The following is a 12,278-nucleotide window of genomic DNA, read 5'->3' on the forward strand; positions in this document are numbered from 1 at the left end:
TGCTGGTGTTCAGTTTCAGTTCATCCGTCGGCCGTTATTCCTCGGGGCATCGACAACCAAGGAGACTTCTCATGAAACGCATTGTTCTTTCTGTCCTCGCCGTCTCGATGCTGGCCGGTACGTCGCTCACCGGCCAGGCCGCGCCGATGAATGCGCCGGTCGCGCCGCAGTCGAATTACACCAAGGTCAACTGGCAGAAGCCCACCCATCGTGACGAGAAGAAGCGCGTCATCCAAAAGCGCGTCCAGAAGAAGGTCTTCGTGAAGCGGAACAACTGGCGCCATGGCCAGAAATATTCCGGCTGGCGCCAGCATCAGCCGGTCCGCGACTACGGCCGCTATGGCCTGCGTCGCCCCGGCCCCGGCCAGGAATGGATCCGCGTCGGCAACGACTATGTGCTGGTCAGCATCCTTTCCGGCATCATCTTCGGTGCGATCGCCGCGCACTAAGCCACCAGCGCCGGACTAAAAAGCAGGGCGGCCCGCAACGGCCGCCTTTCTTTTTGCCCTGTGGAAACCGGGTATGGCCTGTATTGGGGGTCGTCGGATTTCGCTGGGATGATTATATGGTGGGGAAACGAGTTCCCTCAATGCGCTTTCCGCCCGCCTTTCTCGACGAGATCCGCGACCGCGTGCCGATTTCACAGGTCATCGGCCAGCGCGTCGCGTGGGATCGCAAGAAGACCAATACGTCGCGAGGCGACTATTGGGCCTGTTGTCCGTTCCATGGCGAGAAGAGCCCGTCCTTCCATTGCGAGGACAAGAAGGGGCGTTACCATTGTTTCGGCTGCTCGGTCTCGGGCGACCATTTCAAGTTCCTCACCGAACTCGAAGGATTGAGTTTTCCCGAAGCGGTCGAGAAGATCGCCGACATGGCTGGCGTGCCGATGCCGGTGCGAGACGAGCGGGAGGAACGGCGCGAGCAGGAACGCGCCAGCTTGACCGACGTCATGGAAATGGCGACCACCTTCTTCCAGGAGCGGCTGCAGGGGCCTGAGGGAGCCAAAGCCCGCGCCTATCTGCGCGACCGCGGGCTGACGCCGGCGACGCAGCAGTCATTCCGTCTCGGCTTCGCGCCCGATAGCCGTAACGCGCTGAAGGAACATCTGGCGGCAAAAGGCGTGCCGAAAGCCGATATCGAAGCGTGCGGGCTGGTGCGGCACGGCGACGATATCCCGGTCTCCTATGACTGGTTCCGCGACCGCATCATGTTCCCGATCCCGGATTCGCGCGGCAAGATCATTGCCTTTGGCGGACGCGCGCTGGCTCCCGATGCGCTGGCCAAATACATGAACTCGCCCGACACCGAACTCTTCCACAAGGGCAATGTGCTCTACAATTTCGCTCGCGCCCGCAAGGCGCTCGCCAAGGGCGGCACGGTCATTGCCGTCGAAGGCTATATGGACGTGATCGCACTGGCGCAGGCCGGCTTCGAGAATGTCGTGGCACCGCTCGGCACCGCACTCACCGAAAACCAGCTCGAACTGTTGTGGCGCATGGCGGGCGAGCCGATGCTGTGCTTCGACGGCGACAAGGCCGGGCTGAAGGCGGCATGGCGTGCCGCCGATCTGGCACTGCCCTCGGTGCAGGCCGGGCGCTCGGCGCGCTTCGCGCTGCTGCCGGAAGGCAAGGACCCCGACGACCTCGTCAAGGCCGAAGGGCCGGACGCTTTCCGCGCCGTGCTTGCCGACGCGCGGCCGCTGGTCGACCTTTTGTGGATGCGCGAGACGGCGGGCGGTGTCTTCGACACGCCGGAGCGGCGGGCGGAACTGGGAAAGACGCTGCGGGAACTCGCCAGCCGCATCCGCGACGAGAGCACGCGCTATCACTACCAGCAGGAAATGCGTGAGCGGGAAAAGAGCTTCTTCGGCTCGCAGCGCGATGCGCGGCAGAACCGCCAGGACTGGAAACCGGGGCAGGGCAAGGCAGCCGCACCCGGTGGCCAATTCGCAAAGCCTGGCGGCGGCCGCATGGCGATCACCGAAAGCCTCGGCCAATCGGCGCTGGTCAAGCGCGGCAGCGAAGGAATGTCGGTGCGCGAGGCGACGATCATCGTGGCGCTGGTCAACCATCCAGCGCTGATCGACGAGAATTTCGCCCATGTCGAATTTCTCGACCTCGCCAATTCCGATCTGCAGCGGCTCCATGCCGTCATCCTGGACGCGATGGCGCATGACATGGCCAATGACCGCCATGCGGTGGTGGCAACGATCGAGCGCGCCGGCTGCGCCGAGATCTGGGGGCGCGCCGTCGAACTGATCAAGCGGGCGCGGCAATGGCCGGCGCTGGAGACGGCAGCGCTCGACGATGCCCGCGACGCTCTGAACCAGGCGCTGCACTTGCAGCGCAGCGCGCGCACCTTACATAAGGAGCTGAAACAGGCGGAAGCGGCGCTCGAAGCAGATCCCTCGGACGAAAACTTCCGCCATCTGATCGAAATTCAGGCGCAATTTCAGGATGTACAGGCGACGGAAGCGCTGATCGAAGGATTCGGCGTTTCGTCGGGCAGGGCTGGGCGAGCCTAAGTGCAGCTGAATACAGGAATGAGAGCGTGGCCAGGCTTCCCCAGGGAGCAGGGCGCGCTAAGTCGGGTAATTGATTCGCTTTTTTCATGCGAATCATGCGAGAGGCGCTTGACCTTCCGACAGAATGGCGGAATCAGGACGATTCGAAACGTTAACCCGCACCCGCGCCGACGGGAAATGAGCGATGTGAGGTACTGGTGACTGGACAGGCAGGCAGCCTGCCACAGATATCAGGGTTAATCTGGACTTAATGCATGTCGCCCAAAAGGGGAAACCAGCTTTGGGGCAACGACGTGTACCAAACAAGGTAGATGCGGCTACTGGCCCGGTGAAAGCGCGTTTTTAAGCGAGCACATCCGGTTTTGACTGGTCCGACAGTTTACGCGGCTTCGATGGCAGCCGCTTGGAGAAGATAAAAAAAATGGCGACTAAGGAAAAGGAAGAGGTCGAGACCGAACGCGAAGGCGCCACCGATGGCCCTCTGCTCGACCTTTCCGATGATGCTGTCAAGAAGATGATCAAGGCCGCCAAGAAGCGCGGTTATGTCACGATGGACGAGCTGAATTCGGTGCTGCCTTCCGAGGAAGTGACCTCCGAGCAGATCGAGGACACGATGGCGATGCTGTCCGACATGGGCATCAATGTCGTCGAGGATGACGAGCAGGGCGAAGAGGCCGAAGCCGGCGACACCGCGGCCGATGCCGAGGAAGACGCCAACGAGCTGGCCGAGCAGACCGGTACTGCGGTCGCCGCCACCACCACCAAGAAAGAGCCGACCGACCGCACCGACGATCCGGTGCGCATGTATCTGCGCGAAATGGGCTCGGTCGAGCTTCTGTCGCGCGAAGGCGAAATCGCCATCGCCAAGCGCATCGAGGCCGGCCGCGAGACGATGATTGCGGGCCTGTGCGAGAGCCCGCTGACCTTCCAGGCCATCATCATCTGGCGCGACGAGCTCAACGAATCCAAGATCCTGCTGCGCGAGATCATCGACCTCGAAGCCACCTATGCCGGCCCCGAAGCCAAGCAGGCGCCGGTGGTCGAGCGCATCGAGGAAGCGCCCAAGGTCGAGGAAAAGGCGCGCCGCGGTCGCGACGAGGAAGAAGACATCACCAATGTCGGCGCCGACACGCGCGGCATCGGCGACGACGACGAGGAAGACGAGGACGAGGCCAGCCTGTCGCTGGCGGCGATGGAAGCGGAACTGCGCCCGCAGGTGATGGAGACGCTCGACGTCATCGCCGACACCTACAAGAAGCTGCGCAAGCTGCAGGACCAGCAGGTCGAGAACCGTCTGGCCGCGGCCGGCACGCTGTCGCCCAGCCAGGACCGTCGCCTGAAGGAGCTGAAGGACCAGCTGATCAAGGCCGTGAAGTCGCTGTCGCTCAACACCGCGCGCATCGAGGCGCTGGTCGAGCAGCTCTACGACATCAACAAGCGCCTGGTGCAGAACGAGGGCAAGCTGTTGCGGCTGGCCGAAAGCTATGGCGTGCGCCGCGAGGAGTTCCTGAAGGAATATCAGGGCTCTGAGCTCGACCCGAACTGGACGCGCGCGATCGGCAATCTGACGTCGCGCGGCTGGAAGGAATTCACCAAGAACGAGAAGGATGCGATCAAGGAGCTGCGCGCCGAGATCCAGAACCTCGCCACCGAAACCGCGATCTCGATCCTGGAATTCCGCAAGATCGTCAACCAGGTGCAGAAGGGCGAGCGCGAAGCCGCGATCGCCAAGAAGGAAATGGTCGAGGCCAATCTGCGCCTCGTCATCTCCATCGCCAAGAAATACACCAATCGCGGCCTGCAGTTCCTCGACCTGATCCAGGAAGGCAATATCGGCCTGATGAAGGCGGTCGACAAATTCGAATACCGCCGCGGCTACAAGTTCTCGACCTACGCGACATGGTGGATCCGGCAGGCGATCACGCGTTCGATCGCCGACCAGGCGCGCACCATCCGCATCCCGGTGCACATGATCGAGACGATCAACAAGATCGTGCGCACCTCGCGCCAGATGCTGCATGAGATCGGCCGCGAGCCGACGCCGGAGGAACTGGCCGAAAAGCTCGCCATGCCGCTCGAAAAAGTGCGCAAGGTGCTGAAGATCGCCAAGGAGCCGATCTCGCTCGAGACGCCGGTCGGCGACGAGGAGGATTCGCATCTGGGCGATTTCATCGAGGACAAGATGGCGATCCTGCCGATCGACGCGGCGATCCAGGCCAATCTGCGCGAGACCACGACGCGGGTTCTCGCCTCGCTGACGCCGCGCGAGGAGCGCGTGCTGCGCATGCGCTTCGGCATCGGCATGAACACCGACCACACGCTGGAAGAAGTCGGCCAGCAGTTCTCGGTCACCCGCGAGCGTATCCGCCAGATCGAAGCCAAGGCGCTGCGCAAGCTCAAGCACCCGAGCCGGTCGCGCAAACTGCGCAGCTTCCTCGACAGCTAGGATAATCCGTTCCAAGGATTTCCAGGATGGGCGCGACCTACGGGACCATCAGCATAAAGGGGCCAACGCAGGAAGCGTTGGCCAACTGGCTGAGGTCAGAAAATGTAGACGCTTTCGTCACGAGCGAAGAGAACGGCTGGACCACCTTCTCGGATCAAGAGACCGACCAGCTCGACACGCGCTGGATTGAGCCCTTCCTCCAAAGACTGACCCGCGATCTTATGTGTGTCGGCATTGCGGTCACCGTCTACGATGAGGAGCAGCTATACCTCCTGGCGGCACAGCACGGCGTTCTTGAATCGCGCTACAATTCCTGTCCTGGCATGACAATGGATAACCCCGGCCCCGAGGACATGCGTCCAAGGCTGGAAGACGCTCCGGCCTTGCTGGCGACGATCGGCAAGCAGGCCGCATCTGACGATCTGCTTCGGGTATTGGGGCTGGATGGAGCGAAAGACTACATTGATCCGCTTGAGCTCCATGAGGAACTCGCCACCTATCTGGGACTTCCGGAAAGTTCCGTTGGCCTTAGCCACAGATACGTTCTCAGGCACAAAACCGATCTGTCGGAGCAGGGATTGATCAGAACGGTCGACGGCTAGGCGCTGGGCGAGGGACGCTCCTACAGCGGTACGTTCAGCCGCGTCCCCTTGACGATGATGCCGCCGCGATCGCCGATCTCGATCGAGCCATAGCGCTGCCTGAAGCAATCAGGCAGCGGACGGTCGCCGGGGACCGACAGCCACAGGCGCAGCATATGGCGCCGCTTGTCCGGGTCCGGCCAATCGCGAAAACCCATGCGGTCGTGAAGCAGCGAGTGATTGTAAACGAACTGCATGTCGCCCGGCCGCAGCCGCATCGACAGGTTTAGCTGGGGATCATTGGCAAGGTTGTCGAAGAGATCCAGCGCTTCGACATGCGCGGCGCTCAGCCGCATGGCGTCCGGGAAACGCTGGGCGCTGTCGATGTACTGGCGCTGATAGATGCCGGTCAGCAATCCGGCATGCCAGTTGAAAACCGGGATTTCGAAATAGGGCTTTTCGCCTTCCGGTATCTCGCCGCGCCGGTCGGTGGCAACAGGATCAAACAGCAGGTGGACCAGATCGGGCCGCCTTTTGCGCATCTCGTTGTAGATCGTCACCGTGCTGACCAGCAGGGACTCGCCGCCTTGCATGGCATCGCGCAGGCAGAGCAGGCCGACGACATCGGCGGAATCGGTGTGAAACGTCTGGCGCTCCGCCGTCTGATAGATGCGCGTCGTGGCGACCTTCGCATCGGCGCCGATATCGCGGACATGGCCGAGTATATGGCCCTGGGCATTCTGCGAGCGTGCGCTTCCCAGATGCGCGCCGATTCCGCAGAAGATCGTTGCCGCCATTTGCGCCGAGTATCTGTCGACCGGGAGACCGCGCAGCACCTCGAAGCCAATGCCTTCGATCAGTTTTTGGCGAAGGGCGGCAAGATGACCGGCAAGCCGGGGCAAGGGGAAATCGGCCTTCGTCAGGCCGCCGATATGCTGCGAGCCGGCAAGAAAGCCGGTTGCCGCCGCTTCCAGCTCGGCGATGTCCCGAGGGTCCAATTCGACCAGCCAATTCTCGGGATGCTTCGCCATGTCCTCGCCGGTCCATGCGGCGGCAATGTCGATCCGTTCCGGCGGCAGGTCTGTTGTCTCGCACATGAAGTTTTCCTGCGGGTCGGATCGATCTCGGACGTCAGCCTGGGATTTCCGCCATGGCCACGGCTGAGATTGCCGCAATCAGGCGGGTTTTTAAACCGGCTTTCCCTGGTCGCCGCCGAGTGTCACCTCGAGCCCGCAAATAACGGCGTGGATGCGTCCTTGCGGGACGTTCGCCGCGGGAGGATAATTTCGCGTCGGATGCATTTTCTGGGCGACAACCCGGATGCCCGCCCCGGCGAAGCCGCCGTGCTCCGTGGCTCCGGAAGGAGGCGTACCATGACGACCTACATCATGCTGATGAACTGGACCGAGCAGGGCGCGAAGAACGTGCGCGATTCGCCCAAGCGCCTCGACGCCGCCAGGAAGCAGCTGGGCGAGATGGGCGGATCGTTCAAGGCGTTCTACCTGACCATGGGCGAATACGACATGGTGGCGGTGGTTGAGGCGCCCGACGATGCGGTGCTGGCGCGTTTCGCGCTGATGCTGGCCGCAAACGGAAACCTCAAGTCACGGACGCTGAAGGCTTTTCCGGAATTCGCCTACCGCGAGATCATCTCGTCGCTTGGGTGAGGCACTCGGCCGGGTTTCTGGGAGTCGATGGTCGCGTACCTGCCTGACGGCGCTTTGCCGCAGGACGGGACGCTTCGCCGTGATAGACTGCGACCAGGGGAGATCGCGATGAAGAAAGTCTCGCTATTGGCTATCGGCCTTGCTTTGATATCGTCGATGCCGGTCGCCGCCGATGCTGCTGCGCAAAAGCCGGTCGGCATGGCCAATCCGGCATCCGTCCATTGTGGCGAGATCGGCGGGCGCCTGGTGACCAGGAAGGACAGAGCCGGCAATGAATACGGGTTTTGCCGGCTGCCCAAAGGGCGCCTGTGCGAAGAGTGGGCGCTGTTTCGCGACAACAAATGCATCGGGCCAAAGGCGGCCATGCGCGGCAAGTGACGCGCGCCTTATAGGGTGAGATCATGTCCGAAACGCATTCGCATCTTTGGCCCGGCGTGCCGCTCGCCCTTGGCTCGGCTGTCCTGTTCGGGGCGACGCCGCCACTGTCGAAGCTGCTGCTCGATGCCGTGATCCCCTTCATGCTGGCCGGCCTGCTCTATCTGGGCGCCGGCGTCGGCCTCGCTTTCTATCGCCTGCTTCGCGGCAAACAGGCCGCCGCCGGCGAGGCGCAACTGGCTGCCGGGGACATCCCTTGGCTGGCGCTGGCAATCGGCATGGGTGGCATCGTCGCGCCGGTGCTGTTGATGTTCGGCCTTACGTTCAACACCGCGTCCAGTTCGGCGCTGCTGCTCAATCTTGAGGGGTTGGCGACAATGGCGATCGCCTGGCTCGTCTACCGCGAGAATGTCGACCGGCGTCTGCTTGTCGGCGCCTTCGCCATCCTTGCCGGCGCCGTTCTGCTGTCGTGGCAAGGCGACGGCGTCGCCTTCAACCTTGGTGCCATGCTGGTCGCCGGGGCATGCCTGGCGTGGGGGCTGGACAACAATTTCACGCGCAAGATCTCGGCCACCGATCCGGTGGTGATCGCCATGCTCAAGGGGTTGGTGGCGGGTGTCGTCAATGTCGGGCTGGCGCTTGCCGCCGGGGCTTCATTCCCTCCAGCGTCAATCGTGGCGGCAACCGCCGCCGTCGGCTTCTTCGGCATCGGCGTCAGCCTGGTGATGTTCATCGTGGCGTTGCGCCACCTCGGCACCGCGCGGACCGGCGCCTATTATTCGTTGGCGCCGTTTATCGGTGCGCTGCTGGCCATCGTCATGCTGGGCGATGCCGTCACCCTCAAGCTGGCGATCGCGGGGCTTTTGATGGGCGTCGGCCTGTGGCTGCATTTGTCGGAGCGCCATGAGCATGAACATGACCATGCGGAACTGGAACATGAGCACAGCCATGTGCATGACGAACACCACCAGCACCATCATGATGGGCCGGTGAGCGAGCCGCATTCGCACTGGCACCGGCACGCGCCGATGCGCCACCGCCATCCGCATTATCCGGACCTGCACCATCGTCACGGCCACGGCTGAGCATGCCAGGATCATGCTCAAGCCCAAGCCTGAACTGACCGTCTGGTACAACACGCGCTGCCCCGTCTGCGATGCGGGCATCAGCCGGCAGAAGCGGCGGCTGATCGAAGCGGTCAAGGCCGGACGGATCGCGTTTCGCGACATCAATCTGGAGCCGGAAGCGCTGGCCGGATTTGGCGCCTCGCTGGAGGACATCCGCCGTCGGCTGCATGCCACCGATGCGAATGGCCGCTTGCTGGTCGGTGCCGACGTCGCCATCGCCGTGTGGGCGGCAACGCCGGGCGAGGGCTGGCTGGCGAAACTGTTCGGCAATCCGGTTGCATTGCCACTGACGCGCTTTGCCTATGATCGCTTCGCCGATCTGCTCTACGCCTGGAACCGCCGCAAGGGCCGCTGGTAGCGCTTCATCCATCGAACGGAGCGGCCCCGACCTGAGCGACAGGTCGGGCTGGCGCGGCATTCAGATACATCGTAAGATATATCTTGACTCCACGGCGGCGTGCGCCTACTTAAGATATATCGTAAGATAGAACTCAAGGAGCAATCAATGCACAAAGACAATCATTTCGGGCGCGGTCATTTCGGCGAGCGCATGCTGATGCACATGGCCGGCAAATTTGGTGGCAGAGGGGGCGGCGGCTTTGGTCCGTTCGGCCATGGCGGTCGCGGTGGCGGACGCGGTGGCCCGGGCGACATGTTCCGCGCCGGCCGCATGCTGGCGGACGGCGACCTCAAGCTGATCACGCTATCGCTGCTGGCCGAGGCGCCGCGCCATGGCTACGACATCATCAAGGCGCTGGAAGAGCGCACCAGTGGCATCTACAGCCCGAGCCCGGGCGTGGTCTACCCGACGCTGACCTTCCTGGAAGAGGCTGGCTATGCCTCCTCCGCTGCGGACGGCAACAAGAAGGTGTTTTCCATCACCGAGGCCGGACAGGCGCATCTTGCCGACAATCGCGAGATGATCGACGGCGTGCTCGAGCACCTCGAACGTTTCGGCCGCAAGATGGCCAAGGCGCGCGACTGGTTCGGCTGGAACGACGATGGCGACGACCGCCGGGGTGGCCGTGGCGGCCGTGGCGAGCGTTCGGAAACGCGCGACGAGTTCCGCGCCATTCGCCACCGCCTGCGTGCGGCGCTGGGCGAGATCGTCGATGCCCCGGCTGAAAAGCAGGCCGAGGCTATCGCCATCCTCGAAGCCGCGGCGGAAGCGCTGGAGGCGCTTTCGCCCCGCTGAGGCGGGCAGCACTTCGCGGTACGCAAAAAAGCCCGGGGAGACCCGGGCTTTTTTGTTGGCGATGATGCGGATGGCATCATTCCTTGCCGACATATTCGCTTATCAGCTTTTCGTTGCGCGCCTTTTCGATCTTGGCGGTCATCTCGGACGACAGGCGCTCGTCGGTGCGGTACTTGACCAGGTTCACCAGGCTGCCGGTCAAGAGCAGGATGCCCATGGCCCAGTAGCCCTTGGTCGCCAGGTCGACCGGTGCCAGCCACAGCGACAGGCCGAGCATGAAATAGGCGGCACCCACCGAGGCGGTGTTGAACATGATGTAGGTCTGATTGGCGTTCATTGGAGTTCTCCGTTGATTTGATGGTTGGGTTTGATGAGATCAGGTCTGCGAAGGCTGGTTTTCAGTTGATGGTCTTCAGGCGCTCGAGCACGTCCTTGGCGCGCACCTTCACCGTCGGGCCGTGACCGGCGTCGGCAAGGCGGTCGCGGATCGCTTCGTGACGCAGCTCGCCGTCGATCTCGTCGAGAATGCCGGCCTCCTCGAACGGGTCGCTGGCGCCCTTGATGCGGGCCAAGAGCTCCTCGGCATCGTTGAGGCTTCCCGAATTGCCGATCGACCTGACGAGGCGTGACTGCGCCTTGCGCTCGGCATCGATGGCCCGGGCCGAGATCATGCCCTGGTTCAAGTCGATGATGCGGCGATGCGCCCGCTCCACCGAAACGCGCATCCGCAACGTCTTTTCGCCAAGGCTCTGCACGGTGGCGCGGCGGACTTCGCGTTCATTCTCCAGTTCGGCGACGGCCGCGGCACCGCTTTCGGCAAGCCCGTTATTGCCGGCGGCCAGCGCGCTGATGGTGCGGCTTTCGAGATCGGCGTGGCGGCGCTCGAGCTGGTCGAGACCGGCCTGTTCGGCACGCTGACGGACAATCAGCGAGGCAAGCGTCTGCTTGGCGGCGGCAAGACCCGCCTCGGCGTCGCGGATGCGCTGCGCCAGAAGGTCGATGGCGAAGCGATCCTTGAGGCCGTCCTCGGCCCGTGCGCTGGCGCCGTCGAGCAGTGTTCTGATCAGGCTAAGCATGTTTCTTCTCCCTTCAAATTGTTGCGTGAACAACGTTCACGAAACCAACATAACAGGAAATGAACATTGTTCAAGCAGTTTTTGAACGCTGTTCACGAAAGCCGTTATATGGTAAACGAAAGGACGATCGTGGTTCGAAACACTTGCAGCCTGGGCAGAGGCACGGGCATCTACAAGGACAAGCATGGCACTGGACAGGGAAGAAATAAGCGAGCGGGTACTGGCGATTGCCGAGGTGCTGCTCAACGAGGGCGGCATGGACAATCTGAAGGCCAGGACCATCGCCGAGCAGGCGGGCATCTCGGTCGGCTCGGTCTACAATCTGTTTTCCGATCTCGACGGGGTGCACCGTGCCGTCAACATGCGGCTGCTCGACCGGCTGGGCGCGGCAGGGGCGGCGGCGATGGCCGATCTCAGCCAGCGCGGCATCACCGATGTGCGCCAGCGCCTGCTGGCGCTGGCCGGCGCCTATGTCCGCTTTGTCGAGGCGCATCCGGGCAGCTGGCCGGCACTGCTCGCCTTCAACAGGCGGCGCCCGACGCTGGCCGAGCCGGACGCCTATGAATCGCGGCTCGACCAGCTGTTCGAGATCATCGCCCAAGTGCTTGCCGGCGGCGACTTCGACCTCGACGACGATACGCGCCGCATCGCCGCGCGCACGCTGTGGTCAAGCGTGCATGGCATCGTCACCAGCGGCTATGCGGCGAGATCCGTGCGCCGGCAGGCCGATGAGATCGACCAGCAGATCGAACTGCTGGTCGCCGTCTTCATCAGGGGGCTGGAACGCGGCGCCACATTCGCGCATGCTGGGACGAAAACGTCGTGAATCGCGAACGGACCGCGGTTTGCAGTGCGAACAAGGAGATTTGAGCCATGTCTTTTCTGAAACGTCTTTTCGGCGGTGGCGGCGGCGGTGGTGAAGCGGCCGAGCCCAAAAGTGCGGCACCAGTCAAGCAGGTCGAGCACAAGGGTTTCCTGATCAGCGCCACACCCTACAAGGCCGACGGCCAGTACCAGACCTGCGGCATCGTCTCCAAGGAGATCGACGGCGTGATGAAGGAACACAAATTCATCCGCGCCGACCGCTTCGCCGGGCTCGACGACGCCGTCGACATCTCGATCAAGAAGGGGATGCAGCTGGTGGATGAGCAGGGCGAGCGGATTTTCGGGTAAGGCTCGGCCAGCCGCCAGCTGCATCAGTCCGCTCCCTTCTGCCTGGCCGCTGTCCTGGCGGCGGAATTGCCCGGTCTACCTGAAGAGGTGGCGCTTTCCGTTCGTGGCCATTTC

The 12,278-nt window shown here is 63.0% G+C and carries 14 protein-coding genes; 11 read left to right on the forward strand and 3 right to left on the reverse strand.

The window, feature by feature from the left end:
* Positions 1–71: 71 nt before the first annotated feature.
* The 4 genes from AC56QX_RS14220 (at position 72) to AC56QX_RS14235 (ending at position 5,572) form a co-directional block, all read left to right on the forward strand.
* On the forward strand, positions 72–449 hold the full coding sequence (locus AC56QX_RS14220; protein ID WP_497116742.1) for an RcnB family protein: 378 nt from the start codon (positions 72–74) through the stop codon (positions 447–449).
* Positions 450–589: 140 nt separating this feature from the next.
* Positions 590–2,524 carry a DNA primase gene (gene dnaG, locus AC56QX_RS14225; protein ID WP_497116744.1) on the forward strand — a complete coding sequence of 645 codons (1,935 nt, stop codon included), beginning with the start codon at positions 590–592 and terminating at the stop codon, positions 2,522–2,524.
* 421 nt (positions 2,525–2,945) lie between these two features.
* Positions 2,946–4,970, forward strand: a complete 2,025-nt coding sequence (gene rpoD, locus AC56QX_RS14230; protein WP_497116746.1) for an RNA polymerase sigma factor RpoD — start codon at positions 2,946–2,948, stop codon at positions 4,968–4,970.
* 26 nt (positions 4,971–4,996) lie between these two features.
* The gene (locus AC56QX_RS14235) at positions 4,997–5,572 is read left to right on the forward strand and encodes a hypothetical protein (RefSeq protein WP_497116748.1); all 576 of its coding nucleotides are present in this window, start codon (positions 4,997–4,999) and stop codon (positions 5,570–5,572) included.
* A 20-nt stretch (positions 5,573–5,592) separates the two neighbouring features.
* Here the strand turns inward: AC56QX_RS14235 and AC56QX_RS14240 are convergent, their stop codons facing one another.
* A complete protein-coding gene (locus AC56QX_RS14240; protein WP_497116750.1) occupies positions 5,593–6,648 on the reverse strand; it encodes a TauD/TfdA family dioxygenase in 1,056 nt (351 codons plus the stop codon).
* A 276-nt stretch (positions 6,649–6,924) separates the two neighbouring features.
* Here AC56QX_RS14240 and AC56QX_RS14245 point away from each other — a divergent pair, with 276 nt between their 5' ends.
* The 5 genes from AC56QX_RS14245 (at position 6,925) to AC56QX_RS14265 (ending at position 9,915) form a co-directional block, all read left to right on the forward strand.
* Positions 6,925–7,218, forward strand: coding sequence for a GYD domain-containing protein (locus AC56QX_RS14245; protein WP_202358366.1), 294 nt, complete (start codon positions 6,925–6,927; stop codon positions 7,216–7,218).
* Positions 7,219–7,326: 108 nt separating this feature from the next.
* Positions 7,327–7,596: a putative hemolysin gene (locus AC56QX_RS14250; RefSeq protein WP_497116752.1), complete on the forward strand. Its 270-nt coding sequence runs from the start codon at positions 7,327–7,329 to the stop codon at positions 7,594–7,596.
* A 23-nt stretch (positions 7,597–7,619) separates the two neighbouring features.
* Positions 7,620–8,678, forward strand: coding sequence for a DMT family transporter (locus tag AC56QX_RS14255; RefSeq protein WP_497116758.1), 1,059 nt, complete (start codon positions 7,620–7,622; stop codon positions 8,676–8,678).
* 13 nt (positions 8,679–8,691) lie between these two features.
* Entirely contained in the window at positions 8,692–9,078 is a 387-nt protein-coding gene (locus AC56QX_RS14260) for a thiol-disulfide oxidoreductase DCC family protein (RefSeq protein WP_497116760.1), read from the forward strand.
* Between the two features lie 147 nt (positions 9,079–9,225).
* Positions 9,226–9,915: a PadR family transcriptional regulator gene (locus AC56QX_RS14265; protein ID WP_497116762.1), complete on the forward strand. Its 690-nt coding sequence runs from the start codon at positions 9,226–9,228 to the stop codon at positions 9,913–9,915.
* A 76-nt stretch (positions 9,916–9,991) separates the two neighbouring features.
* On the opposite strand, the gene AC56QX_RS14270 is transcribed toward AC56QX_RS14265, so the two are convergent.
* Both AC56QX_RS14270 and AC56QX_RS14275 read right to left on the reverse strand, forming a co-directional pair.
* Positions 9,992–10,252, reverse strand: coding sequence for a YiaA/YiaB family inner membrane protein (locus AC56QX_RS14270; RefSeq protein WP_027030482.1), 261 nt, complete (start codon positions 10,250–10,252; stop codon positions 9,992–9,994).
* A 61-nt stretch (positions 10,253–10,313) separates the two neighbouring features.
* On the reverse strand, positions 10,314–10,991 hold the full coding sequence (locus AC56QX_RS14275; protein WP_027044493.1) for a PspA/IM30 family protein: 678 nt from the start codon (positions 10,989–10,991) through the stop codon (positions 10,314–10,316).
* A 184-nt stretch (positions 10,992–11,175) separates the two neighbouring features.
* On the opposite strand from AC56QX_RS14275, the gene AC56QX_RS14280 reads away from it, so the two are divergent.
* Together AC56QX_RS14280 and AC56QX_RS14285 are read left to right on the forward strand one after the other, a co-directional pair.
* A complete protein-coding gene (locus AC56QX_RS14280) occupies positions 11,176–11,817 on the forward strand; it encodes a TetR/AcrR family transcriptional regulator (RefSeq protein WP_497116764.1) in 642 nt (213 codons plus the stop codon).
* 47 nt (positions 11,818–11,864) lie between these two features.
* Positions 11,865–12,164: an HlyU family transcriptional regulator gene (locus AC56QX_RS14285; protein ID WP_497116766.1), complete on the forward strand. Its 300-nt coding sequence runs from the start codon at positions 11,865–11,867 to the stop codon at positions 12,162–12,164.
* The last annotated feature ends 114 nt before the right edge of the window (positions 12,165–12,278 follow it).

The organism is Mesorhizobium sp. RCAM 06353 (genome assembly GCF_059683585.1).